General features: G+C 59.7%; 19 protein-coding genes. 9 read left to right on the top strand and 10 right to left on the bottom strand.

Translation table 11 applies throughout. The features are described 5' to 3' along the window. Positions 1-157: 157 nt before the first annotated feature. The 4 genes from MHM85_RS04895 to doeA all read right to left on the bottom strand — a co-directional run bounded on the left by MHM85_RS04895 (position 158) and on the right by doeA (position 4618). Entirely contained in the window at positions 158-1654 is a 1497-nt protein-coding gene (locus tag MHM85_RS04895) for an NAD-dependent succinate-semialdehyde dehydrogenase (RefSeq protein ID WP_219861644.1), read from the bottom strand. Positions 1655-1875: 221 nt separating this feature from the next. After that, positions 1876-2352 (bottom strand): Lrp/AsnC family transcriptional regulator, encoded by a 477-nt coding sequence (locus tag MHM85_RS04890; protein WP_139526464.1) that lies wholly within the window; start codon positions 2350-2352, stop codon positions 1876-1878. Positions 2353-2360: 8 nt separating this feature from the next. Then, positions 2361-3392, bottom strand: a complete 1032-nt coding sequence (doeB, locus tag MHM85_RS04885) for a N(2)-acetyl-L-2,4-diaminobutanoate deacetylase DoeB (RefSeq protein WP_139526463.1) — start codon at positions 3390-3392, stop codon at positions 2361-2363. A 26-nt stretch (positions 3393-3418) separates the two neighbouring features. Beyond that, complete coding sequence (gene doeA, locus MHM85_RS04880) at positions 3419-4618, bottom strand: ectoine hydrolase DoeA (RefSeq protein WP_139526462.1); 1200 nt, start codon at positions 4616-4618, stop codon at positions 3419-3421. A gap of 312 nt (positions 4619-4930) precedes the next feature. On the opposite strand from doeA, the gene MHM85_RS04875 reads away from it, so the two are divergent. The 4 genes from MHM85_RS04875 (at position 4931) to MHM85_RS04860 (ending at position 8904) form a co-directional block, all read left to right on the top strand. Next, the gene (locus MHM85_RS04875) at positions 4931-5866 is read left to right on the top strand and encodes a glyoxylate/hydroxypyruvate reductase A (RefSeq protein WP_219861646.1); all 936 of its coding nucleotides are present in this window, start codon (positions 4931-4933) and stop codon (positions 5864-5866) included. A gap of 155 nt (positions 5867-6021) precedes the next feature. Further along, the gene (locus tag MHM85_RS04870) at positions 6022-6666 is read left to right on the top strand and encodes a hypothetical protein (protein WP_139526889.1); all 645 of its coding nucleotides are present in this window, start codon (positions 6022-6024) and stop codon (positions 6664-6666) included. Then, on the top strand, positions 6667-7599 hold the full coding sequence (locus tag MHM85_RS04865; RefSeq protein WP_139526460.1) for a lysine exporter LysO family protein: 933 nt from the start codon (positions 6667-6669) through the stop codon (positions 7597-7599). It abuts the gene before it with no gap. 75 nt (positions 7600-7674) lie between these two features. Next, on the top strand, positions 7675-8904 hold the full coding sequence (locus tag MHM85_RS04860; protein ID WP_139526459.1) for a spore maturation protein: 1230 nt from the start codon (positions 7675-7677) through the stop codon (positions 8902-8904). A 1-nt stretch (position 8905) separates the two neighbouring features. Here the strand turns inward: MHM85_RS04860 and MHM85_RS04855 are convergent, their stop codons facing one another. The 4 genes from MHM85_RS04855 to MHM85_RS04840 all read right to left on the bottom strand — a co-directional run bounded on the left by MHM85_RS04855 (position 8906) and on the right by MHM85_RS04840 (position 14663). After that, positions 8906-9919 carry an asparaginase gene (locus MHM85_RS04855; RefSeq protein ID WP_139526458.1) on the bottom strand — a complete coding sequence of 338 codons (1014 nt, stop codon included), beginning with the start codon at positions 9917-9919 and terminating at the stop codon, positions 8906-8908. A 32-nt stretch (positions 9920-9951) separates the two neighbouring features. Continuing rightward, positions 9952-11415 carry an alanine/glycine:cation symporter family protein gene (locus MHM85_RS04850; protein ID WP_219861648.1) on the bottom strand — a complete coding sequence of 488 codons (1464 nt, stop codon included), beginning with the start codon at positions 11413-11415 and terminating at the stop codon, positions 9952-9954. A gap of 241 nt (positions 11416-11656) precedes the next feature. After that, positions 11657-13840, bottom strand: a complete 2184-nt coding sequence (locus MHM85_RS04845) for an OsmC domain/YcaO domain-containing protein (protein ID WP_219861650.1) — start codon at positions 13838-13840, stop codon at positions 11657-11659. A 181-nt stretch (positions 13841-14021) separates the two neighbouring features. Further along, positions 14022-14663, bottom strand: coding sequence for a TetR/AcrR family transcriptional regulator (locus tag MHM85_RS04840; RefSeq protein ID WP_219861652.1), 642 nt, complete (start codon positions 14661-14663; stop codon positions 14022-14024). Between the two features lie 89 nt (positions 14664-14752). Here MHM85_RS04840 and fabF point away from each other — a divergent pair, with 89 nt between their 5' ends. Beyond that, positions 14753-16021 (top strand): beta-ketoacyl-ACP synthase II, encoded by a 1269-nt coding sequence (gene fabF / locus MHM85_RS04835; protein WP_219861654.1) that lies wholly within the window; start codon positions 14753-14755, stop codon positions 16019-16021. 51 nt (positions 16022-16072) lie between these two features. Here the strand turns inward: fabF and MHM85_RS04830 are convergent, their stop codons facing one another. Further along, the gene (locus MHM85_RS04830) at positions 16073-16957 is read right to left on the bottom strand and encodes an alpha/beta hydrolase (RefSeq protein ID WP_239285530.1); all 885 of its coding nucleotides are present in this window, start codon (positions 16955-16957) and stop codon (positions 16073-16075) included. A 37-nt stretch (positions 16958-16994) separates the two neighbouring features. On the opposite strand from MHM85_RS04830, the gene MHM85_RS04825 reads away from it, so the two are divergent. Beyond that, positions 16995-17891 carry a helix-turn-helix transcriptional regulator gene (locus MHM85_RS04825; protein WP_239285515.1) on the top strand — a complete coding sequence of 299 codons (897 nt, stop codon included), beginning with the start codon at positions 16995-16997 and terminating at the stop codon, positions 17889-17891. A gap of 11 nt (positions 17892-17902) precedes the next feature. Here MHM85_RS04825 and MHM85_RS04820 read toward each other — a convergent pair whose 3' ends face one another. Next, positions 17903-18490: a TetR/AcrR family transcriptional regulator gene (locus MHM85_RS04820; protein ID WP_139526449.1), complete on the bottom strand. Its 588-nt coding sequence runs from the start codon at positions 18488-18490 to the stop codon at positions 17903-17905. 215 nt (positions 18491-18705) lie between these two features. Here MHM85_RS04820 and MHM85_RS04815 point away from each other — a divergent pair, with 215 nt between their 5' ends. From MHM85_RS04815 to MHM85_RS04805, 3 genes are read left to right on the top strand one after another with little or no spacing between them, the layout of a single operon-like run. Then, a complete protein-coding gene (locus MHM85_RS04815; protein WP_219861658.1) occupies positions 18706-19911 on the top strand; it encodes an efflux RND transporter periplasmic adaptor subunit in 1206 nt (401 codons plus the stop codon). Then, positions 19908-23006 carry an efflux RND transporter permease subunit gene (locus tag MHM85_RS04810; protein ID WP_219861660.1) on the top strand — a complete coding sequence of 1033 codons (3099 nt, stop codon included), beginning with the start codon at positions 19908-19910 and terminating at the stop codon, positions 23004-23006. The genes MHM85_RS04815 and MHM85_RS04810 overlap by 4 nt, the downstream gene beginning before the upstream one ends. Next, complete coding sequence (locus MHM85_RS04805; RefSeq protein WP_239285517.1) at positions 23006-24430, top strand: ATP-binding protein; 1425 nt, start codon at positions 23006-23008, stop codon at positions 24428-24430. The genes MHM85_RS04810 and MHM85_RS04805 overlap by 1 nt, the downstream gene beginning before the upstream one ends.

The raw sequence follows: 24430 nt of genomic DNA, 5'->3' as shown, positions 1-24430 counted from the left end.
ACATATTAGAAAGGCTTCAATTCAATAGTACTGGGGCCAGCGGGGCTGGATAGGGGCTAAGCGAACCGTCTTTTTCAGGGATGAAAAAGCCGAGCGCCCAGGGATGGGTCTACAGCGTGTTCGTGTGCCCCTATCCAGCCATGCACAATGGCGATATTTAACTACCCGATACGGAACCCAGCGCCCCCAGGCAGTAGTACTTCGTTTCCAGGTACTCATCGATGCCCGTCGCGCCACCTTCACGGCCAAGGCCGGACTGTTTGACGCCGCCGAAAGGCACGGGCGGGCCGGTCATCTTCACCGAGTTGACGCTCACCATGCCGTACTCCAGCGCGCGCATCAGCTTCCAGATGCGGCGAATATCGTGGGTATAGATATACGCAGCCAAACCATATTCGGTGTCGTTGGCCATCTCGATCACTTCGTCGTCGCTACTATAAGCGGTAATGCCGGCCACGGGGGCAAAGTTCTCTTCCCGCCATACTTTCATTTGCGGCGTCACACCGGTCAGCAGCACCGGCATGAAGAAGTTATCGCCCGGCGCTTGGCTTTGGTCACCCGCGATCATCGTGGCACCTTTCGAGATCGCATCATCGACAATCGCAGCCGCTTTTTCGACCGCTTGGCGGTGAATCAGAGGGCCAAGATCTACTTCGCCGTGCAGGCCGTTGCCCACGGTGAGTGCCGCCATGCGCTCGGTGAACTGGGCCACGAACTCATCGTGAATGGATTCGTGTACCAGTATCCGGTTAGCGGCTAGGCAATCCTGCCCGGCGGTTTGGAACTTCGCGGCCACCGCCGCATAGGCGGCTTCTTTGGGGTCCATATCCGGTCCAACGATGAACGGCGCGTTGCCACCCAGCTCCAGCGAAAGACGTTTTACCGTATTGGCGCTCTGTTCGATGAGCAGGCGGCCCACGCGGGTGGAGCCGGTGAACGAGAGCGCACGAATGCGCGGTTCGCTGCATAAAATCTTGGAGACTTCCGCAGGGTCACCCAACACCACGTTGAAGATACCCTCCGGAATGCCCGCACGCTCGGCAAGCTCGGCCAGCGCCAGTGCCGAAAAAGGCGTCTCGTTGGCGGGCTTCACGATCACCGGGCAGCCTGCGGCCAGCGCAGCGGCGGCTTTACGGGTGATCATCGCCAGCGGGAAGTTCCAGGGTGTGATCATCGCCGCAATGCCCACCGGCTCCTTGATGGTGCCGAGCGATGCATTGGGAATGTGGCTTGGGATGGTTTCGCCGTAGGTGCGTTTGCCCTCTTCGGCGAACCAACGCACGAAGCTGGCACCGTACTCCACCTCACCACGAGCATCCGGCAGCGGTTTACCCTGCTCCAGCGTCATGATAGTGGCCAGGTCTTCACGGTTGGCTTGAATCAGGTCGTACCACGCCAGCAGGCGTTCGCAACGCTCATCGGCGCGCAGGGCGCGCCAGTGGACGAAGGCCGCTTCCGCTGCGTCCACCGCCGCGGTGATTTGAGCCGCCTCTAGCAGAGGAATATGACCAATGGCCTCATTCGTCGCGGGGTCAACCACCGCTTCTTCGCGGCCACCCTCGCCATGGGTCCATTTGCCATTCACATAGGCGTACTGCCGAAACAGGCGCGGATCTTCCAGACGTTTCACGAGCGTGGTGGATAGTGTGGTCATGAGTATCTCCCCAGGTGCAGCCAGTACGGTGAAGCCAGCCAACGGCGACACACCGTGTACATCGAAAGAGCCATTAACGGCGGTTAAGGCCGTGTGGAATCTATGTGCCTAGCGTAAGGGAGAACCATCACGAAGTGTTTTCGAAAGCGCCGGAGATTTCCGGCACTTTTTTTGTGGCAGGACGATTTAAATCGGTTTTTTTTGGCAGCCCATAAACGTAGCTATAGTGCGGCGCTGGTATCGATGCCGATGGGCTGATGCTTGACCGTTTTCGTCACGATATAGGTGAAGTAACGCTCGATGCCCGCCTCGGAGACCAGCCACTTATCCATTAGGCGCTGATAGCTGTCGATGCTGCGGGCCTCGAACTTGACCAGATAATCCACCCCGCCGCCGACGGCCACGCACTCGGTCACTTCGGGGGTTTGCATCACCAGGGCTTCGAAGCGGGCAAAGCTGTCGGCATTGTGCTGTTTGAGTTCGATCTGCACCCATACCGGGTTGCGCGGTACCAACACGTCGGCATTGATTCGCGCGGTGTAGCCCTCGATCACCCCAGCCTTTTCAAGGCGCTTCACCCGTTCCCAGCAGGGGCTAACGGACAGGTTAATCGCCTCGGCCAGTTTGGATTTGGTGATTCGCCCATCCCGAGAGAGGATATCAAGGATTTTGAGATCAAAACGGTCCAGTTTCATCATGCCGGGGGCTACGCCTCCAGGCGTTCGACAACATCGGCGATCACCGCCAGGGTATCCCCCATATTGATCAGTGACGGCGCACGGCGAGCCATGAGAATGCCGTCACGCTCAGCTTGGTAGGCCACCGGAGCCGTGCCGCTGCGGGTCATGTCGTAGACATAGGCGATGGTTTGACCCTTCTTCACTTCATCCCCCAGGGCCACTAACAGTTCCAACACGCCGGAGTGTTGGCTCTGCACGTAGCAGCTGGCATCGGGCATATCGAGGTACATCTGCCCACCTTCGGGCATCTCAACATCACCCGCTACTAGGCCGTAATGAATCAAGAAGTTGCGTACGCCACGCTCGGCAATGGCGATGCTTTGCGGTGTAGAGGTGCCGCCGCCGCCCAGCTCAGTGGCTACAAACACTTTGCCCTGGCGCTCGCAGGCAGTGTCGAACAGCTTTTCGGCATCCAGCTCGAACATCACCATGGCGTAAGGCGCACCAAAGGCCTTGGCACCTTCCAAGGCGGCCTGCTGCTGCTGTTTGTCATCCAACACATGAGAGGCACCAAACGGCAGGATATCCAGCGTGCGGCCGCCGGAGTGCAGATCGAGCACCACATCGCTCATGGGCACCAGTACGCGGGTGAAATAGTCGGCGATTTGCGAAGTCACCGTGCCGTTGGGGTCACCGGGAAAGCTGCGGTTCAGGTTGCCCTTGTCCATCGGCGAGGTACGCTTGCCTGCCATGACCGCCGGGGTGTTCATGCAGGGCACGATGATGACGCGGCCGGTCACGTCCTCTGCTTTGAGCGTCGAAGAGAGCTTGAGTAGGGAGGTAATTCCCTCGTACTCATCGCCGTGGTTGCCCCCCGTCAACAGCGCCGTAGGGCCTTCGCCGTTTTTCACCACCGTGACGGGAATCATCACCGCGCCCCAGGCCGACTCATCGGTGGAGATCGGCAGTTTTAAAAAGCCGTGCTGAACGCCGTCGGCGTCGAAATCAACGGTGGCAGCAATAGGGCTTGGGCGCAGTGAGTTCGGTTGAAGCGTCATTGTGTGTCCCTTGTGTTGTCACGCAGCTACTTGACGAACAGCTGGCGGGGGAAGTTTGCCAGCGTTTCGCAGCCGTCTTCGGTAATCAGTATGCTTTCGGTAATTTCCAGCCCCCAGTCATCGACCCACAGGCCTGGCATGAAGTGGAACGTCATACCGGGCTGCAGAATCGTTTCGTCCGACGGGCGCAGGCTCATGGTGCGCTCGCCCCAGTCGGGGGGGTAGGAGATACCGATGGGGTAGCCACAGCGTGCGCCGCCGCGGTCAAAGCCGTACTTGTCCATCGCCGCGCCCAGCGCCATGGCGATATCGGCCGTGCGGTTACCGGGTTTTGCCACCGCCAAGCCGTGCTCGATGCCTTCCAGCAAGGCCGACTCGGCGCGGATGAAGTCGGTGGGCGGCGTGCCGAGAAACACGGTCCGAGACATGGGGGCATGGTAGCGTTTGAACACCCCGGCAATTTCGAAGAAGGTGCCCTCGCCGCTGCGAAAGGGCGTGTCGTCCCAGGTCAAGTGTGGGGCGGCGGCGTCTTTACCGGTGGGCAGCATCGGCACGATGGCTGGATAGTCACCACCAAACACCTTGCCGTTCTCGTCCACGAAGCCTTCGATACCGACGCGATAGATTTCAGACACCAGCTTGCTCTTTGGCAGTCCTGGCTCGATCACCTCTAGAATGCGTGAGTGCATACCTTCGACGATTTTGGCCGCCACGCGCATATAGGCGACTTCTTGCGGTGACTTGATCGCCCGGCACCAGTTGACCAGTGCATTAGCATCCATGAAGCGTGCGTGGGGCAGCTCCTTGAGCAGGCTTTGGTAGGCTTTAGCAGAGAAGTAGTAGTTATCCATCTCCATACCCACCACGCCGGTGTGCCAACCGCGGTCGGGCATGATCGACTGCGCCAAATACTCCATCGGGTGCATGTCGGGGTTCTGGACGTAATAATCCGGGTAGTAGGTAATGTTGTCTGGATGAATCCAACAGGTGCGCAGCGCGCCGTTGGCATCCATACGTCGCCCAAACCACACCGGCTCGCCTTCCAGCCCTACCAATACACACTGGTGAACATAAAACGACCAGCCATCGTAGCCGGTTAGCCACGCCATGTTGGAGGGATCGCTGACGATCAGTACATCGATGCCGCGAACGGCCATTTCGGTACGCACCTTCCAAAGGCGGTTTGCATACTCTTCACGAGTGAAAGGCAGGGAAACCTCAGTCATCGGGCAACTCGCCATCAAAGATCACTAAGAACCAGCGCGAGCCGCAAGGACATGCCGCACTGGGCCACAGGATCGACCTGGCCACCGCCGCTGTTGGCCCGCCAATGTCGTCTTAAGCCGATACTAGCACCCACCCTTGGTTGCCGGTCAAAACCTTTATGACAAAAATTTCATATGCCGTTAACGTTGTATACATCGAGGTGTTAACAGCGCTCTTACTCCTTGGCACAAGGCGCTCTACGGGTTGCGAACTCGTAAGACTCTCACCCATGATAGTGAATGACGGCATTGGCTAGATAACGAGGAGATCATATGAAAATTGTCCTGCATATCGACGACGCGGCCCAGTGGCAGGACGCCATTGCCCAAGCGCTACCCCACGCGGACGTCGTGACGAGCGACGCTCCCCCTAGTGAGCGCGCCAATGCCGATTACCTCGCGGTGTGGAAAGCGCCCGCGCATCTCTTCGAGGAACAAACCCAGCTGAAGGGGATTATCAACCTGGGAGCCGGCGTCGATCATTTGCTCAAGACGCCTGAACTACCCAAAGACGTGCCCATCGTCAAATTGCGTGATGCCGGGATGAGCGAGCTGATGGCCGACTATGTGCTCTACGGCGTGCTGTATTTTTATCGCAGTATGGATCGTTACGCTGCGCAACAATCCAGCGCTCGTTGGCAGCCCCAGACAGTGCCGGATAAAGCAAACTGGCCAGTCGGCGTATTAGGGCTGGGCGCCATCGGTAGCTACGTCGCCAGTGCACTCCAGCAAGCAGGCTTCCCCGTTTTGGGCTGGAGCCGAACGCCCAAGCACATCAACGGTGTGCGCTGCTTACATGGCGATGAGGGTCTGAACGACCTGTTGAGCCAAGTACAAAGCGTGGTGACGATCTTGCCTGACACCGCGGCAACCCGGCACATTCTCGACGGCGAGCGGCTGGCCCAACTGCCTAAAGGGGCCAGTGTCATCAATCCAGGTCGCGGTAGCCTGATCGACGAACAGGCGCTGCTCGATGCGTTGGGTCAGGACGAGCGTTCAGGCCATCTGCGCGGCGCGCTACTGGATGTGTTCGATAAAGAACCCTTGCCCGCTGACCATCCGCTATGGCGGCACCCCAAGGTCATCGTCACGCCTCACATGGCGGCCCCCACACCGCTGAACGATGCCATCGACCAGGTCATCTCCTACCTGCATGCCTTCGATGCAGGAGAGCCGGTCGCCACCGTCGATCCCAAGCTGGGCTACTGACGGCAAGTAGCCCGCTCGCTATACTCACCCAAGGAACCAAGCGCTTGCTAAAGGCTCTTAGGACGACACACTGTAGGGAGGAAGAGCCTTTGCAACACACATTCGCTCGTAACACACGGCACGGCCTAATGGGCGCTACACTGACTGCCGCGCTGATGACGACCAGCGCCGCCGCGCTTGCCGATGACAGCGCTTCCTTGGCCTCTCCTCAGCCATTCGAGGCGCAGTACCGGCTTGACATTCGCGGCTGGCCGAGCGCCAACATTACCCATACGCTCACGCATGAAGGCTCGCATTGGCTGAGCGACATGAGTTTCTCCATTGCCGTCGCCCGAGGTAACGAGCGCAGTCGTTTCTACATCGATGATGGCGACACACACTCTTTGCTTTATAACAGCAGCTACTCTCTCTTCGGCGTCGGCGACAGCTATCAGCTCAACCAAGACGACATTCCCTCCATCGATCGTCAAGCCGCCCTGTTCGACCTCTCCCGCCGGGCTGGCACAGAAGGCTGCACCGAGAGCAACCCCTGCGATATCGACTTCGTGGATCACCGTGGGCGCGACGAACACTTCCAGTACTTCGTGAACGAGCCCACTACAGCCCGTGTGCCTGCCGGTGAGTTCGACGCCAAGCAGGTCACGCTGATCGATGCTGAAAAGCCCGATCGGCATTTGCTGATCAACTTCCATCCTGACTGGCCGGGGCTCATCCTCTCAGCCACCTATGAAAAAGAGGGGCGCCGACAAACGACGCTCACCATGACCCAGTTCACCCCTGCCGAGGATAACGCGCCCTAAATGCTGTCTGGCCTATTGATCGTTTTACTGCCGCTGTTTTTGGGCTACTTGGTACGCGTTGGCTCATCAACTTTACTCAACCTGATCAACCGAGCCGTTAGCAGCTCGGTATATGTGATCCTGCTGTTGATGGGCATCAGCCTTGCCGGTCTCGACAACCTAGGCAGCCAGCTCTCTCGTTTGGGGGGCAATGCCCTGCTGCTGTTTAGCATGACCACCCTATTTAACCTAGCGGCGCTATGGTGGCTGTCACGGCGGGTACGACTCAGCGCGGGCGGCTCGCCAGTGGTGAAAGATGCCCCCACCAGTAAACTCGCCGCGATGCAGGGCTCGTTAATGTTAGTGGGAGTGGTCGCCGCGGGTGTCACTGCAGGTCTGCTGCTGGGGCCTAGGGTTGGCGAGGCGCTATTCACCACGGCTGACCGGCTGGCGGAGTGGGTGCTCTACCTGCTGTTGGCGTTGATTGGCTGCCAGTTACGCAACTCCGGCATGCCATTGAAGCAGATTTTGCTAAACCGCTTGGGGCTTGCCATTGCCATCACGCTGGCGCTGAGCTCGCTGCTGGCGGGACTGGCCGCCGCGCCGCTGCTCTCGCTTAGCTGGAACGAAGGATTGGCCCTGGCTTCTGGGTTTGGATGGTACTCGCTGTCGGCCATCCTGATTGGCGACCAGCTCGGCCCTTTGATGGGCGGCGTGGCGTTCTTCAACGACCTCACCCGCGAGCTGCTGGCGTTCATTTTGATTCCCTTGGTCATTCACCGCCACACCGCGCTAGCAATTGGCTACGGCGGGGCCACCTCCATGGACTTCACCCTGCCCGTCATACAGCAGCACGGCGGCGTGGCCTGCGTGCCGATTGCGGTGGTTAGCGGTTTTATCCTGTCGCTGCTGTCGCCTCCGCTGATACTGTTTTTTCTTTCGCTGTCGGGTTAGCGCGTACGGGCGCTCCTTGGGTAGGATACGCAGCAAGTGCTCTGCTTTATTCATCACCAAGGACGCCCACCCGCCATGCTCAACGGAATTTGGTTAAGTTTTTTCATTGCCGCCTTTGCGGCATCGCTTTGGCAGTGGCTGGTGGGTGGCGACAGCGAGGTGTTTGCCCGCCTAGTGCAGTCGCTGTTCGATATGGCGAAGGTCAGCGTCGATATCATTCTGGTGCTGCTGGGCACCATGACGCTGTGGCTGGGGTTTCTGGCCATTGCCGAAAAGGCGGGCTTGATACGCCTGCTGGGGCGAGTGCTCGACCCGCTGTTCTGCCGATTGATGCCCGAGGTGCCCCGCGGCCACCCAGCCATGGGCCTGATCAGCATGAACTTTGCCGCCAACATTCTGGGGCTGGACAACGCTGCGACGCCGATTGGCATCAAGGCGATGCACTCGCTGCAAACCCTGAACCCCAGCCGCGATACCGCCAGCAATGCGCAAATTCTGTTTCTTGTACTGAACACCTCGTCGCTGACCCTGCTGCCCGTCACGATCTTCATGTACCGTGCCCAGCAAGGGGCGGACGAGCCAACGCTGGTCTTTCTACCGATCCTGTTGGCGACAAGCGCCTCCAGTCTGGCAGGGCTGTTAGCCGTGGCGATCATGCAGCGCTTGAAACTATGGCAGCCGGTGGTGTTGGCCTATCTGTTAGCCGCAGCACTCGCGCTGGGCCTGCTGATGACCACACTCGCCGGGATGTCCGCCCAGGCACTGGCGGCAGCGTCTACTCTGGTCGGCAACCTAACGCTATTTAGCATCGTGATACTGTTCTTGATGGTTGGGGCGCTACGCGGCGTCAAGGTGTACGACGCTTTTATCGAAGGGGCTAAAGAGGGCCTGAGCTTTACCATCACCCTACTGCCCTACCTGATTGCCATGCTTGTCGCGGTGGGTGTGCTGCGCGCCAGCGGCGTGCTGGATGCCGGGCTTGGCGGTATCCGCTGGCTGGTGGAGGGCATTGGCTGGGATATCCGCTTCGTGGATGCGCTGCCCACCGCCTTTGTGAAACCGCTTTCTGGCAGTGGCTCCCGTGCCATGATGATCGAAACCATGAACACCTTTGGGGTCGATAGCTTTCCTGGGCTACTGGCCGCGACCTTCCAAGGCAGCACCGAAACCACGTTTTACGTGCTGGCGGTTTACTTCGGCGCCGTGGGCATTAGCCGCATTCGCCATGGGTTGGGATGCGCCCTGGTCGCCGATATAGCAGGCATCACCACCGCCATTCTGGTGTGTTACTGGTTCTTTGGCTGAATCAGCAAGACCGTTCGCCACGAATCGCTGCGCTGAGTGCTTTGCGCAGCGCTGGCCCGGAAAGCCCACGGCCAAGCAGAACGATGAGCTTGGCCACGGCGGCTTCCAGCGTGATGTCTCCTCCAGCGATCACGCCCGCCTGATTGAGCGCCGCCCCGGTGGCGTAGGCGCCTTGAATGACCTCCCCCTGAGCGCACTGAGTGACGTTGAGCAGCGCCACGCCCCGCTCATGGGCTGCCTTCAAGGCGTCGAGCAGTGCACCGTCAAAGCTGGGCGGGTTCCCCACGCCGTAGCTGTGTAGCACCACACCTTTCAGCGTGTCGTCTGCCAGTAGCGCTTTTGCGCGCGTTAGCGACATGCCTGGGTGTAGCGATAGCACCGCTACCGCCTCGTCATCGAGTTCGATGGGAGCAAAGTTGGGCTCCCCGCTGAGCAGCGCCGAGGGCTGGGGAAAGGTGATGCCAATGCCGATCTCGGCCAGCCAAGGGAAGTTGGGTGAGTCGAAAGCATCCAGACCTTGCGTGCGCACCTTACGGGCGCGATTGCCGCGCAGTAGCCGGTCATGAAAGAGCAGGCTCACTTCGCAGGGCGTTGCCGGATGAGCCGCTAACTGTAATGCGCTGACCACATTGTTCAGCGCGTCACTTCTTGGCTCACCCAGCGGAATTTGGGAGCCGGTGAAGAGCACCGGCTTGTTAATCGCACCGAGCATGAACGACAGCGCCGCCGCGCTGTAGGCCATGGTATCGGTACCGTGCAGGATGACGAGCGCATCGTAACGCTGCCAGTGCGTTTCCAGCACGGCCACGAGGCGATTCCACGCCTCGGGCATCAGCTCAGCGCTGTCGATCAGTGGCTGTATTTCAACCACCTCGAAGACAGGCAGCCGATAAGGATCACCTACGGCCAAGTGCGCCGCCAAGCGCTCGGCCAGCCCCGCGCTTGGCACGTACCCTTGGGGCGAGGGTTGCATACCGATGGTGCCGCCCGTATAGAGGATGAGGACGCGGGGCATGGGTTCTCCTTATGAGCTGAAAAGAAGCGAACTTACTTCGCTAGCGCACTTTCCAGGCGCTGTTTTAGCGCTTCGGCCTCTTGGGGCTCCAGCTCCCACGCTTTGGGGTCCAGGTCGAGATCCGGGTGCTGGTTGGCGTCGAAAATCGGCTGTTCGATGCCCTGACGGCGCTGGCTGTCAAAATCCTTCATAATGCGCAGACCGCATTTGAACAGCAGAATGAGCGCCACGAGGTTCACGACCGCTAAGAGGCCCATGGTGACGTCGGCAAAACCGAACACGGTGCCTAGGTCGGTCGTCGCGCCCCAGCACACCAGCAGCACGATGGCCACGCGGAAGGCGTTGAACAGATTCTGGTTATCACGGCTGAAGAAGTTCAGGCTGTTTTCGCCCAGGTAGTAGTTGTACAAAATGGTGCTGAAGGCAAACAGCAGCAGCGCCAGGCTCACGAAGGTGCGGCCCCACTCACCCACATGGTCTGCCAGAGCAGCTTGGGTCAACGCAATACCTTCGACACCCGCACCGGCAGCCGGGTCATACACGCCACTAAGCAGAATCAGAAACGCCGTGGCCGAACAGATGATGACCGTGTCGATAAACACCGAGAACGCCTGAACGATCCCTTGGTTGGCCGGGTGCGGCACGTAGGCAACGGCGGCCACGTTGGGCGCACTGCCCAAACCCGCTTCGTTGGAGAACAGGCCGCGCTTCAAGCCCATCATGATGGCCGCGCCAATACCGCCGCCCACCAGCGGCTCCAAACCAAAGGCGCTCTTCACGATCAGCGCGATCACGCCAGGAATCTCAGCGATGTTCAACGCAATGACCAGCAGCGCCACGGCGATGTACCCCACGGCCATGAACGGCACCAAAAATTCGGAAATTCGGGCAATCCGCTTGATACCGCCAAAGATGATCAGCCCCACCAGCATGGCCAGCGCGATACCGCTGTACAGCACCGGCACGCCAAAGGCATCGCCAAAGGACGTGGCAACCGCATAGGACTGTAGGGCTGTAAAGGCAAAACCGAAGGTAATCAGCAGCAGCACCGAGTAGAACGCCGCCAGCCAGCGCCACTGCTTGCCCAGGCCTTTGACGATGTAGTACGCCGGGCCGCCACGGTAGGTGCCGTCGCCCTCGGCCTCTTTATAGGTTTGCGCTAGCGTACACTCCAGAAAGCTGGTGGCCATGCCCATTAGGCCGACGAGCCACATCCAGAAAATGGCCCCAGGACCGCCCAGCGTAATCGCCACGGCCACACCGGCAATGTTGCCGCCACCTACACGACCCGCCACCGACAGCACCAGCGCCTGGAACGAGCTCAAGTGGCCGTGCTGGTTACGCTTGAAGGCTTGTCCTGTGCCCAGGATACGGAACATTTCACCAAAATAGCGAAACTGTACGAAGCGGGAGGCAACGGTAAAACCGATCCCCACTCCCACCAGTAAAACAAGTAATACCTTCCCCCAGAGGAGGTCATTGAGCATATCGAGCATGGAGTACTCTCCGCGTTATTATTGAGCGTTATGTTGTAAGTTGCGTCGTTAACGACCGCGTCTTTGTGCTATTGGGATGCGTGGAGAGTGTTGTACCAAGCCAAGGGCGGGATGAAATTTGGCGCAGCGGTGCAGTTGGTTGCACTCACTGCGCCAATTGCTGCACCACAGTGCATCACATAAAAAAACGGTGCGGGCCAAGGGGCCGCGCACCGCTGTCGTTACTCACCGATAAACGCCGTTAGAGACCCGCTTTAGCCGCTCGCGCTGCGTGAAGCTTCTTGTAGCTTTCGATCAGGCGCTGGTGGCGATCCAAGCCCTCTAACTGCATATTGGTGGGCGTGAGGCCGTGAAAGCGTACCGTGCCGTCTACCGAACCGACGACGGCTTCCATGGTGGCTTCGCCGAACATGCGTTTGAAGTTGGGCAGGTAGTCCTCCAGCGCCAGCTCGTCGTCCAGGGCAATTTCTAGCACCGCATTCACGGCTTGATAGAACAGGCCGCGCTCGACAGTGTTGTCGTTGTACTGGAGGAACATCTGCACGCAGTCCAGCGCCTCTTCATGGCGTTGCAGGGCCAGGTAGACCAGTAGTTTGAGCTCCAGAATGGTCAACTGGCCCCACACGGTGTTCTCGTCGAACTCGATGCCGATTAGCGTGATGATATCGGCGTGGTCGTCCATCTGGCTCTCTTCCAGCCGCTCGACCAGATCGGTGAGCTGCTCGTCGTCCAGGCGGTGCAGGTTGAGGATATCTTCGCGGTAATCCAGCGCCTTGTTGGTGTTGTCCCAAATCAGGTCTTCGATGGGGTACACCTCGGAGTAGCCCGGCACCAGAATACGGCATACCGGTGCGCCCAGGTCTTCGTGCACCGCCATGTACACTTCGGCCCCCAGCTCCTCGAAAATGCCGAACAGGGTCTCGGCTTCCTCTTCGTTGCTGCCGGAGAAGTCCCACTCGCTGAACTCGAAATCAGGCTTGGCACTGAAGAAGCGCCAGGAGACCACGCCCACCGAGTCGATGAAGTGCTCGACGAAGTTGTTGGGCTCGGACACCGTTTGCGAGTTGAAGGTCGGCAGCGGCAGGTCGTTCAGGCCTTCAAAGCTGCGGCCCTGCAACAGCTCGGTCAGGCTGCGCTCCAGCGCTACTTCGAAGCTTGGGTGGGCACCGAAGGAGGCAAACACGCCGCCGGTGCGCGGGTTCATCAGCGTGACGCACATCACCGGGAACTGCCCGCCCATGGAGGCATCCTTCACCAGTATCGGGAAGCCTTGAGCTTCCAGGGCATTAATGCCCTCTACAATGCTCGGGTACTTGGCCAGCACTTCTTGGGGTACGTCGGGCAGGGTCAGCTCCTGCTCGAGGATCTCACGCTTCACCGCCCGCTCGAAAATTTCAGATAAACACTGCACCTGAGCTTCCACCAGGGTATTGCCCGCGCTCATACCGTTACTGAGGAACAGGTTCTCGATCAGGTTGGAGGGGAAGTAGACCGTTTCGCCATCGCTCTGGCGCACGAACGGCAGCGAGACGATGCCCCGGTCTTCGCGGCCCGAGTTGGTATCGATCAGGTGCGAGCCGCACAGCTCGCCTTCGGGGTTGTAAATCGCCAGGCAGTGCTCGTCGAGAATCTCGGCGGGCAGCTCGTCATTTGGGCCGGGCTTGAACCACTTCTCATTGGGATAGTGTACGAACGCGCTGTCCGCGATCTCTTCACCGAAGAATTGATCGTTGTAGAAGAAGTTGCAGCTCAAACGCTCGATGAACTCGCCCAGCGCCGAGCAGAGCGCGCTCTCTTTGGTCGCGCCTTTACCGTTGGTAAAGCACATCGGCGATGCCGCGTCGCGGATATGCAACGACCACACGTGGGGCACGATATTGCGCCAGGAAGCGATCTCGATCTTCATACCGAGATCGGCCAGAATACCGCTCATGTTGGCAATGGTCTGCTCCAGCGGCAAGTCTTTGCCTTCGATGTAGGTGCTGCTCCCTTCCGGCGCGCCCAGCAGCAGCGCCTGGGCGTCCTCGTCGATGTTCTCGACCACCTCGATCTGAAATTCCGGGCCGGTCTGCACGACCTTCTTCACCGTGCAGCGGTCAATGGAGCGGAGTATGCCTTCGCGATCCTTTTCCGAGATATCTTCCGGCAGTTCGACCTGGATTTTGAAGATCTGCTTATAGCGGTTTTCCGGATCGACGATATTGTTCTGCGACAGACGGATGTTCTCGGTGGGGATATTGCGCGCGTTGCAGTACACCTTGACGAAGTAAGCGGCACACATGGCCGACGAGGCCAGGAAGTAGTCGAACGGGCCGGGGGCCGAGCCGTCGCCCTTGTAGCGAATCGGCTGGTCGGAGATGACCGTAAAATCGTCGAACTTGGACTCCAGGCGGAGGTTGTCGAGGTAGTTGACTTTGATTTCCATGGGCGGGCGTCCAGAATAATGAGTGTGCCTGAGCGCCAACGCATCAGGCGAATGGCGGCCATTATCCAGTTTTTTGCCCGCCTCGTCTTGGGCCACCGCCTAAATCACCGGCTGCCGTTATGTGCCAATGGCAGTGCCGGCCATAGCAGCATCCTGGCGATCCGTTCAGGAGAGTAACGTCTTACTGCGCTTGCAACATACGCTCGGCCTCGGTGTCACTGATCCCGAGCATGAGTAGAATCTGGCGCTGTGTGGCGATCAATACCTGCTTGCGCTCTGCCTCGCTAGGTAGACTTTTCGCAATCGCCACGGCTCCCACTAGAGATGCCAATATTACCCGCGACTTATCCGCAATCGCGTTGCGATCAGCCGCAAAGGGGAGTTTTTTCAACTTGCTAAGCGCCATCAGCCGCGTTTCGAGCATCTTTTTCATACTCATGTAAGACGCTTCGAACAGGGTGCGGATTTCGGCTTTTTCACTGCCTATTTCATTGAACAGCACCGATTCGGGCCCAGGCTTATGCTTCGCTTCCAGCTCTTGGAGATTGCAGTAATTATCGACTAACTCGGTCAGGTGTTTTAACGAAAGAGGGCCTTTTACCAGTCTAGCGGCCCGACTGTTATCGATGGTCAGGCGTACGGATTCATGGTAGAGGGCCTCTTTTGACGCGAAATGGGCATAAAAGGCGCCGTGAGTCATCTTCGCCAGCTTCATGATCTGGCCAATTGATACCTTCTGAAACCCGTTGCGGCTGAATAGCTCGGTCGCCGACGCCAAAATGCGCTCTTTGGTTTTCGATTTATGGCTCTTGGGGTAAGGCATACTCACCTCATCGTGCGTCAGCTAAATATTATCTTGATCATATACTGCCCATTGCTAGGGTGACCACACTACTGATTCAGGAGTCACTTATGCAGTCACCTATTGTGATTACCGGCATGGGAATGGTCAGCCCGCTAGGCAACAGCGTCAATAAAAGTTGGCAGCGCCTGGTTGACGGCCAATCTGGCATCAGCACCATTGACCGCTTCGATACCAGCAATATCCCGATCAAAATTGCTGGGACGGTACCAAGCATTCACCAGGACCCCAGCGGCGGCGTTGACGTGAGTGCCATCGCCGACCCCAAAGAGCAGCGCAAAATGGACCTGTTCAGCCTGTACGCGTTAGCAGCCGCCCAAGAGGCACTGTCGCAGGCCGACTGGTTCCCCGTCGAGCAGTCGCAAAAACGCCGAACGGCTACCATCATTGGCTCTGGTATTGGCGGGTTTCCTACCATCACACAAGCGCAAAGGACGCTGGTCGAGCGCGGCTATCGCAAACTTACCCCTTTCACGGTGCCTGCCTTTCTAGCCAATCTGGCAGCGGGCAATCTATCTATTCGTTATGGATTCCAAGGCCCCTTGGGGTGTCCGGTAACGGCGTGCGCCGCAGGACTACAGGCGATTGGCGACGGCATGCGCATCATCCGCAGTGGCGAAGCCGATGTCGCCCTCGTCGGCGGGGCTGAAGCATGTATTGATCCGCTTTCGCTCGCCAGCTTTAATGCTTTAAAGGCCGTTTCCACTGAATCAGACGCCCCGGAGCGTGCTTCCAGGCCGTTTGATAACGCCCGTAATGGTTTCGTCATGGGAGAAGGCGCTGGCGTCATGGTGATCGAACCCCTTGACCATGCGATGGCACGGGGCGCCACGCCCTTAGCAGTGATTAGCGGTTACGGTACCAGCGCGGACGCCTACCATCTGACGGCGGGTCCAAAAGATGGATCTGGCGCAGCCGCCGCGATCCAAGCGGCGCTAGGGATGGCCAAACTAGATCCTGATGCGATTGACCATATCAATGCCCACGCCACCTCCACACCCGTTGGCGATCGGGCTGAAATAGCGTCATTGCGCAACGTATTCGGTGAGCGCTTGCCCGCTATTCCCATATCGGCCACGAAAGCCGCCACAGGCCACTTGTTGGGCGCAGCCGGCGGCATAGAGAGTATTTTTTCCGTACTGGCACTCCGGCATCAGCAACTCCCGCCCACCATTAACCTGGAGGCGTGCGACGAGGATATGCAGGATTTGACCTTCGTCACGTCGGCGCATCAGCACGCCACTCAGCATGTATTGTGCAACGGGTTTGGTTTTGGTGGCGTCAATGCGGCACTGATCGTCAGCAGCATGGAACGTTAAGAGTAGCGCTAGCAGAACCGACGCGATGTTCAGTGCTGCTGGCGCCTAATGTCATTCATCCTGGTGTAGAAACGACAGCGCCTCCTCCAGCAGCAAGTCAGGAACCTCCTCGGCAATGTAGTGCCCGCAGGGCAGCGCCTTGCCCTCTACCTGCGTCGCTACCTTGCGCCATTCAGCCAAGGCATCGAAGCAGGCTTCAATCGCCCCTTCGGCACCCCACATCACGTTGATCGGGCAGGAGAGTTTTACCCCCGCGTCAATATCCGCCTGGTCGTGCTCCAAGTCGATGGTGGCGCTGGCGCGGTAGTCGCCGCAGATACCGGTGGCCGTGCCGGGAAGCGCCAGGCAGCGCTCGTACTCCGCCAGCGCTTCTGGGGCGAACGGTGCCATGCCCGCGCTGCGGGCGCCCATCACGCTTTTTAAGTACTGAGCGGGATCGGCTTGAATCAGCATTTCCGGCAGCGGCTGGGGGCGAATCAAAAAGAACCAGTGCCAGTAGCTGCGGGCAAACGCCTCATTCGTGCCGCGATACATGGCCAGCGTCGGGGCAATGTCCAGCAGTACCATGCGCTCGACCCGCTCTGCGTGATCGACGCCTAGACGATGCGCCACCCGCGCGCCACGGTCGTGAGCCAGTACTTTAAAACGCTCGAACCCAAGCGCGCCCATCAGTTCAGCCATATCGGCGGCCATGGTGCGCTTGGCGTAATTCTGGTGCTCTGGGTCGTCGTCGGGTTTGCTGCTGCCGCCGTAGCCGCGAAGATCGGCGGCGACCACCGTAAAGTGCTGGGCAAGCGTATCCACTACCTTGTGCCAAATCACATGGGTCTGCGGATGGCCGTGAAGCAGCAGCAACGCCGGGCCGCTTCCTCCTACCCGATAGGCAATCTCGACGCCATTGACGCGGCGTGTCTGCTTCTCGAAATGTTCGAACACTCGCTCACCTCCCCCATTCAGCGTGGCGCCCCTTTCCATGGGCGGAAAGTCCGTACAAAGCATTGCACTCGCTGGCGCAAGGCGGCACATTAGCCGCACCGCCACCGCCCAAGAGCTCCGAGTCACGCCCATGCACGATGAATTTGTGGCCAATTTGCGCCTGCTGTGCAGCTACTATCCCTCGATTGCCGACGTGTGCCGTCGCCTGCCCATCAATCGGGCACAGTTCAATCGCTACCTCAGCGGACGTTACTATCCCAGCCATGCGGCGCTCCAGCGGATCTGCCACTTTTTTGGCGTAACGCCAGACGATATTGCCCTGCCCCATCACGATTTCCGAGCGCTGGTTCAAACCGGGCAGCTCAACGCCGACACCGCAAGCACCTCACTGCCCTGGCCCAATGCGCTCATCCAGCGGGGTAGCGAAGGTTTGGAACGCTATCTGGGGCGCTATTTCGAGCTTTATCACTCGATGTCGCGCCCCGGCTATTTAATGCGCACACTGGTGTGTTTGGAAAAACGAGAAGGCGGCGTGGTCTACCAGCGTACCGAGCGCATGCAAGTAATACCGGGTAAGCGACCCTGTCATAACCGCTACGTCGGCGCCGCGGTCAAGCTGGCCGATCGGCTGTTTTTGGTCGACCACGAAACCCTGAACGGACACGAAATCACCCAAACCATTCTGTTTCCCAGCTTTCAGAGCCAGGTCACGCGTCTCACCGGCCTGAAAATGGGCGTGGCGGACAACAGTGAACGTTTGCCCTGCTGTGTTCGAGTGGTGTATCAACGCCTGGATGAACAGGTCAGCCTACGCGAGGCGCTAGCCAAGTGCGGTTTGCTAGCCATGGATGATCCGTCGCTAGATGCGTCGCTGCTCGCCGCCGTGAGCAACGACGTGCAGAGTGGAGATCACCACTTCCGCGCGCGTCACTGAGCGCTAGCGTGCTAGCGAGGTACCAAGACGTGCTCGAACAAAATGGCTTCGAAGTGTTCCATAGGCGCAACGGATTTGAGGGTTTTGGCTCGTAGAATCGCGCCTTCCCAGCCAGAGAGTATAAAGCTCGCCAGCGACTCGGGCGCGATGGCTGTATTAATCGTCCCGTCGGTTTGGGCGTGGTTTAGGCAGGTGACGAAACGCCTTTCCCAACGCTGAAACACCACGTTCAACGCATCGCGAAAGGTATCGCTCTGACCGGAGAGCTCTTGACCAAGGTTGCCGATCAGACAGCCGGTGGTGTGATCACAATCGAGCATGTGGGCGCGACCGGTGGCAAAGTAGCGGCGCAGGCGCTCGAGAGGCGCCAGCGTCGTATCTTCCAGCAGCGCCGCCAAGGATGCATCGTAATCGTCGGCAAAGCGCTCGATGACCGCCAAGCCGAAGTCTTCTTTACTGGAAAAGTAGTGGTAAAACGAGCCTTTGGGGACACCGCAGGTTTTTAATACAGCATTGATACCCGTCGCATTATAGCCCTGCTGGGCAATCAGCTCGGCACCAGAATCAATGAGTTTGTCGCGGGTGGCGGTGTTTTTCATAACGTCGTACAGACCAGGAAGTCTATGGCTTTTCACATGGATGATGGCAGTTATAGCGCAGTTCGTCAGCGCCGGGTGCAAAAAAAGCGCTTCTTGTCGGCTTGCACACTCTTTGCACAAAGCTTACCTAATCGCTGCTCGGCAATCGGTGATGCTAGCATGATACGCCTATTTTTCTGGAATTTTCGCTCTTAGCCAACGGATATCACCCGTCCATGACCCCCTTTCGCTCTAACGCTTTCTTTCAGCAAGGCCGCATCGGTATTGGTGCACTGGCATCACTGCTGGTGTTCGTCGGTGGCTTGGCGCTCGCGTGGTGGATCGTCAGCCAGCCGCCTCGGATCGAGCGTCGTCCGCCCCCGCCGCCAACGCCGCCGGTGGTCGATGTCATCACCACCGAACAGCGGCTGCAATCCCCCACGCTAGAGGGTTTCGGCCGCGTGGAAGCAGAGAAAGCCACCGAGCTTGCCAGCCGCGTAGCGGGCCAGCTCGAACGCTTTGGCGAGGGCGTGTTGCCTGGGCGAGTCGTGGAACAGGGCGAACCGGTGGCCTATATCGATCAAGCCGACCTGCGTTTGGCTCTCGAAGACGCCGAAGCTCAACTGGCGAATGCTCAGGCGCAGTTAGCATTGGAGCAGGCCGAACAGCAGCGCGCGCGCAGCGAGTATGAATCCTTTGGACGCCAACTCAGCGCCGAACGCCGCTCCCTGGTACTGCGAGAACCACAGCTTCGTCAGGCACAGGCCCAATTGACCCAAGCCCGCGTGGTGCGAGACCAAGCGGCGCTCAACCTGGAGCGTGCGACCTTGACCGCCCCGTGGCGAGCCATGGTCCAAGAGCGTTTGGTGGGCGCTGGCAGTCTATTGAGCCAAGGCACCGCCGTGGTGAGTTTGGTCGGCGTCGAGCAGTTCTGGGTGCGCGCATCACTGCCGGGGGAATCGCTGGACTGGCTGTCGCCGGGGGGCAGCGTCACGCTCTCCAGCCAAGGCTGGCCGGAAGGCGCTTCCAGAGAAGGCACCCTGCTCTCTATTTTACCCAACCTCGAAGAGAACGGCTTGCAGGCCCAGCTATTGATCGCCGTGGACGATCCGCTGGCGCTCGATCACGATGGCCCTGCCCTACGGATGGGCGATGTGCTGCGTGTGGCGTTCCACACCACCGCCGAAGAGCCACTGATCGCGCTGCCTTCGGCAGCGCTGCGCCCCGGCGAGCAGGTGTGGTGGGTAGACGACGAGAACCGCCTACAGCGCACTAAGGTAACGCTGGCCTACCGCGGCCAAGACGACGTGTTGGTGCGCAGCGGCCTGGCGCCCGGCCAACGGGTAGTGGTCGCGGGCCTTGCCCAGCCGCGAGAAGGTCAGGAAGTTCGCCTTCGCCAGCGCGGCGACACGCCCGCTCAGAATGAGGGAGCGGCTCGATGATGCGCAAAGGACCGTTGGCATGGATGGTCGATCATGGCGTTGCTCCTAACCTGTTGATGGTGCTGTTCATCGTTGGCGGTTTGATGGCGTCGCTGGCGATCAAAAAAGAGGTGTTTCCCGAATTCGAGACGGAAATCGTCCAGGTCACCATCAGCTATCCGGGCGCTACGCCAGAGGACGTCGAGCAGAGTTTGCTACTGCCGGTCGAGGCCGCCATTGCCGATGTCGAAGGCATCGATGAGCTAACCGCCAGTGCCAGCGAGGGCAGCGGGGTGGTCAGCGCTACGTTGATCGATGGCATCGACGTGATGCGGGCGTACCAGGATATTCAGCAATCCGTGAATGCCATCACTACCCTGCCCGACGCCGCCGACCCGCCCCGCTTCACCCTGGCAGGCCGCTCACGCAGCGTGGTCAGCCTGCAGGTGTATGGCAGCGTTGGGTTGGCCGCGCTCCACGACGCCGCCGAGAGCGTGCGTGCCGAGCTGCAGGCCACGAGCGGTATTTCACGCGCAGAGCTCTCGGGCAATCGTGAGCGAGAGATTCAGGTGCATTTGGATGAAGAGGCCATCGAGCGCTACGGATTGGATCATCAGCAGTTGGCCAGCCGCATTGCCGAGGAGGCGCTGGACCTTGCCAGCGGCCAGCTCACTACCGCCGAAGGCGAGTGGCTAATCCGCTACCAAGGACGACGCAATAGCGCCGACGAGTTCGCCGAGCTGCCGATCTTGACCACCGCCCAGGGCGCTCCCGTGGTGCTAGGCGATATTGCCAAGGTCAGCGAGGGCTTTGCCGAAACCGACCGAGAGGAGTTCTACAACGGTTTGCCAGGGCTATCGGTGGACGTGTACCAAATCGGCGATCAGACCCCTACTAGCATTTCCAATGCGGTCTATGGCGAGCTGGAGCGACTACGCACCAACCTACCTGATGGCGTTCGCTTGGACGTGTCACGGGATAGTTCGGAGGTCTATGAGGACCGTCTTAGCCTACTGTTGAAAAACGCCTGGATGGGCTTGGCCCTGGTGCTGTTCTTGATGGCACTTTTTTTAGAGGCGCGGCTGGCCTTTTGGGTCACGCTCGGCATTCCCACGGCGTTTTTGGGGGCCATGCTGTTTCTACCCTGGGTCGGCGTGTCGCTCAATATGATGTCGATGTTCGCCTTCATCATCGCCCTGGGCATCGTGGTGGATGACGCCATCATGGTGGGTGAAAACATCTACAGCTATCGGGAGCAAGGCTATTCGCTGCGCGATGCGGCCGTCAAAGGCGCTCAAGAAATCGCCACCCCGCTGACCTTCGCGATTCTCTCCAATATCGTCGCCTTTCTACCGCTGCTATTTCTGCCGGGCTTTTTGGGGCTGATTTTTGCCACCGTACCGGTCGTCGTGATCACGGTGTTCATCATTTCTCTGGTAGAAGCGCTATTCATTCTGCCTGCCCACTTAGCGCATGCTAGCAAGCCCCGCCAAACGCCCGCCTGGCAGCGACCCATCGAAGCGGTGCGCCTGCGCATGCAGCGCGGCTTGCATCACGTTACCTACCGGCAGTTCGAACCCTTGTTGCAGCGCGCGCTCGACCAGCGCCTGCTGACCGTTTCTGTGGGGGTGGCCATTCTCTGCGTGACGCTGGCCTGGGCGATGAGCGGCCGGCTCGGATTCTCTCTGATGCCCCGGGTCGAGTCGGATCAGGTGCAGGCCAGCGTGACGCTGCCGATTGGCAGTCACATCAGCGTGAGCCGCGAGCTGAGCCAGCAGTTGCTCGACGCCGCCGAGCAGCTCAGCGAGCGAGAAGAGACGCTTAGTTTTCGCAGCACTCGCAGTCGTTTGGACGGCGAAAGCCTGGAAGTGCGTCTGGATATCGCGCCAGAAAGCCTGGACGCCTGGCCACCGTCACGTATTGCCCGGGAGTGGCGAGAGCTCACTGGGGATCTTTTAGGCGCGCAGTCGGTTCGCTTCGAATCTGATGTGGGCGGCCCAGGCAGCGGCGCGGCCTTGAGCCTACGCCTTTCCCACCCTGACACCCACGTCTTGGAAGCCGCCGCCGCCCGTCTGGCAGAACGACTTGGCGAGTATGGATTGACCGATATCGACAGCGGCTTGGGCGACGGCAAGCCTCAACTCGAAATGCGCCTATCCGCCGAGGGGCGCTCGTTAGGGCTGACCGGTAGTGACCTGGCTCAGGCGCTGCGCGGCCCGTTGCAAGGCGCCACGGCAGTGGAGCAGTTCATCGGTCGTCAGGAAGTCAGTGTGGAAGTGCGCCTGCCAGAGACGTCGCGTAACAGCCTTAGCGAGCTCTACCGTCTGCCGATCCGCACGCCGGACGGCATGAGCGTGCCGCTCTCGAGAGTCGCCGATATCACACTGAGCCAGGCCTCCAGCAGCCTACAGCGGATCGATGGGCGGCGCATCATCACCGTCACCGCCGATTCCGAGGGTGACCAAGCGATTAATCAGGTAATCGCCACCCTGCAAGAAGAGGTGTTCCCAACGCTCAGCAACACTTGGCCGGGGCTCGAAGTGAGCATGGGCGGCCGACAGCAGGACACCGCCGACAACCTCGCCACGCTGCGCACCGCCATGTGGCTGATGCTCGCCGCGCTTTACGCGCTGCTCGCCATTCCTTTCAGAAGCTACCTGCAGCCGCTGCTGGTGATGGCTGCCATTCCGTTTGGCATCGTGGGCGCGGTAGGTGGGCATCTACTCATGGGCTTTGGGCTGTCGATCATCAGCCTATTGGGTATGCTAGCACTCTCCGGCGTGGTGATTAACGATGCGCTGGTGTTGATCGACTACGCCAACCGCAAGCGTCGTGAAGGCTTGGCCCCGCGAGAAGCCATCGTGGCGGCCGCAACCCGCCGCCTGCGGCCGATCATGATGACCACGCTGACCACCTTTTTGGGGCTTGCGCCGATGATTTTGGAAACCTCCCGTCAGGCTCGTTTTATGATTCCCATGGCGATTTCGCTTGGTTTTGGCATGCTGTTCGCCACCCTGATTCTGCTGCTGGTGGTGCCGTGCCTCTATCTAAGCCTGGAAAATCTGCGTGAACGGTTGAGCGCACCACACCCGCCTAGCCAAACGGATATGACCTAATGCGTAGATGGAGTCGACTTCGCCAGTGGCGACCGTCGCGGCTGGGGCTAAAGCTGTTCGTCGTGATTCTCAGCGTCAACGTCGCCATTGCGGCCAGCGTGTTTCTGGCCGTGTCGTACAGTATCGACCGCGGTTTTCTCGAGTACCTCAATCAAGCCCAAGAGCGGCGGGCCACGCTGCTCGCCGACGGGCTCATTACCCGCTGGGAGACCCAAGGCGACTGGGCATGGTTGGAAGCGTCTCCAGAGCGCTGGCCCTACATCGTCCGGTTCGAGTTGGGCCAAGAGCATCGTGATCGCCCTTCTCCCTTGGGCGAGGCACAAGACTTCGCGCTGCGCGATAGCGACGGTGAGTATGTGATACCGCCGACGGATACCCCGCGCGGCTCGATAGGCTGGCGCTGGCTGATGCTGTATAGCGATATGACCCCAAGCGGCCAGCGAGAAGCGATTGGCGCGCTGGGTTTTCGTCCACCGCAAGAGATGATGGAGCGCATGGAGAGCCGGTTTTTGGAGCGCCAGCAGCGCAATCTGGTACTCATCGTCATCTCGCTGGGGCTTGCCTCGCTGCTTCTAGCAGGAGGCCTCTCCTGGTGGCTTGGGCGCCGTACCCGAGCGTTAGCCGGCGCCACCCTGCGGTTGACCGAAGGCGACTATCACACCCGCTTGCCAGAGCGCGGACGAGACGAACTATCGCGCTTGGCACGGGACTTCAACGTGCTGGCCGCCACGCTCGAAGCCAGCCGCGAAGCCCGCGCCCGCTGGGTCTCGGACACTGCCCACGAACTGCGCACACCGCTGGCCGTTCTGCGCGGAGAAATCGAAGCCATGCAAGATGGCATCCGCCCGCTCAACCAAGAAAATCTGGGGTCACTGGCCCAGGAAGTGGCCCAACTCGAGCGGTTGGTGGCCGATTTACGCTTGCTCTCCCAAAGCGACGCGGGCGCGCTGGATATTCAGCTAGCCCCCATGAACCTCAGTGAGAGTCTGGAAAGTCGCTTGAACGATGCCGACCGTTGGCTAGAAGAGAGCGGCCTTTCACTGAGCACCGATCTGGCACCAGACGTCATGATACGTGGCGATGCCCAGCGGCTGCGCCAACTATGGAACAACTTACTGGACAACAGCTGTGCCTATACCCAACCGCCTGGTCAGCTAAGCGTCGCCCTGACCTGCGAACGCGACCACGCAGTGATTACTTGGCAAGACAGCGCGCCTGGCGTACCCCCAGAGGAACTGTCACGATTGACCGAGCGGCTCTATCGTGTGGAGGGTTCCCGCAACCGCGCCAGCGGTGGCAGCGGCTTGGGGCTTTCCATTGCCAGCGCCCTCGTCGCCGCCCACGGCGGCACACTCACGCCTAGCGCTTCGCCCCTGGGCGGTTTGACCTGGATCCTCCGCTTACCGCTGCTAAGCGCCTCATAA

It is taken from the genome of Halomonas sp. McD50-4 (assembly GCF_022348135.1).
In the GTDB taxonomy this organism is placed as follows: Bacteria; Pseudomonadota; Gammaproteobacteria; order Pseudomonadales; family Halomonadaceae; genus Vreelandella; species Vreelandella piezotolerans.
The sequence above is the reverse complement of the archived record's forward strand: the minus strand, read 5'-3'. Positions and strand labels throughout refer to the sequence as shown.

What these genes read in the sequence shown, in the direction of transcription:
- MHM85_RS04895 (WP_219861644.1), bottom strand. Translation starts at nt 1,654, where the DNA reads ATGACCACACTATCCACCACGCTCGTGAAACGTCTGGAAGATCCGCGC.
- MHM85_RS04890 (WP_139526464.1), bottom strand. Translation starts at nt 2,352, where the DNA reads ATGATGAAACTGGACCGTTTTGATCTCAAAATCCTTGATATCCTCTCT.
- doeB (WP_139526463.1), bottom strand. Translation starts at nt 3,392, where the DNA reads ATGACGCTTCAACCGAACTCACTGCGCCCAAGCCCTATTGCTGCCACC.
- doeA (WP_139526462.1), bottom strand. Translation starts at nt 4,618, where the DNA reads ATGACTGAGGTTTCCCTGCCTTTCACTCGTGAAGAGTATGCAAACCGC.
- MHM85_RS04875 (WP_219861646.1), top strand. Translation starts at nt 4,931, where the DNA reads ATGAAAATTGTCCTGCATATCGACGACGCGGCCCAGTGGCAGGACGCC.
- MHM85_RS04870 (WP_139526889.1), top strand. Translation starts at nt 6,022, where the DNA reads ATGACGACCAGCGCCGCCGCGCTTGCCGATGACAGCGCTTCCTTGGCC.
- MHM85_RS04865 (WP_139526460.1), top strand. Translation starts at nt 6,667, where the DNA reads ATGCTGTCTGGCCTATTGATCGTTTTACTGCCGCTGTTTTTGGGCTAC.
- MHM85_RS04860 (WP_139526459.1), top strand. Translation starts at nt 7,675, where the DNA reads ATGCTCAACGGAATTTGGTTAAGTTTTTTCATTGCCGCCTTTGCGGCA.
- MHM85_RS04855 (WP_139526458.1), bottom strand. Translation starts at nt 9,919, where the DNA reads ATGCCCCGCGTCCTCATCCTCTATACGGGCGGCACCATCGGTATGCAA.
- MHM85_RS04850 (WP_219861648.1), bottom strand. Translation starts at nt 11,415, where the DNA reads ATGCTCGATATGCTCAATGACCTCCTCTGGGGGAAGGTATTACTTGTT.
- MHM85_RS04845 (WP_219861650.1), bottom strand. Translation starts at nt 13,840, where the DNA reads ATGGAAATCAAAGTCAACTACCTCGACAACCTCCGCCTGGAGTCCAAG.
- MHM85_RS04840 (WP_219861652.1), bottom strand. Translation starts at nt 14,663, where the DNA reads ATGCCTTACCCCAAGAGCCATAAATCGAAAACCAAAGAGCGCATTTTG.
- fabF (WP_219861654.1), top strand. Translation starts at nt 14,753, where the DNA reads ATGCAGTCACCTATTGTGATTACCGGCATGGGAATGGTCAGCCCGCTA.
- MHM85_RS04825 (WP_239285515.1), top strand. Translation starts at nt 16,995, where the DNA reads ATGGGCGGAAAGTCCGTACAAAGCATTGCACTCGCTGGCGCAAGGCGG.
- MHM85_RS04820 (WP_139526449.1), bottom strand. Translation starts at nt 18,490, where the DNA reads ATGAAAAACACCGCCACCCGCGACAAACTCATTGATTCTGGTGCCGAG.
- MHM85_RS04815 (WP_219861658.1), top strand. Translation starts at nt 18,706, where the DNA reads ATGACCCCCTTTCGCTCTAACGCTTTCTTTCAGCAAGGCCGCATCGGT.
- MHM85_RS04810 (WP_219861660.1), top strand. Translation starts at nt 19,908, where the DNA reads ATGATGCGCAAAGGACCGTTGGCATGGATGGTCGATCATGGCGTTGCT.
- MHM85_RS04805 (WP_239285517.1), top strand. Translation starts at nt 23,006, where the DNA reads ATGCGTAGATGGAGTCGACTTCGCCAGTGGCGACCGTCGCGGCTGGGG.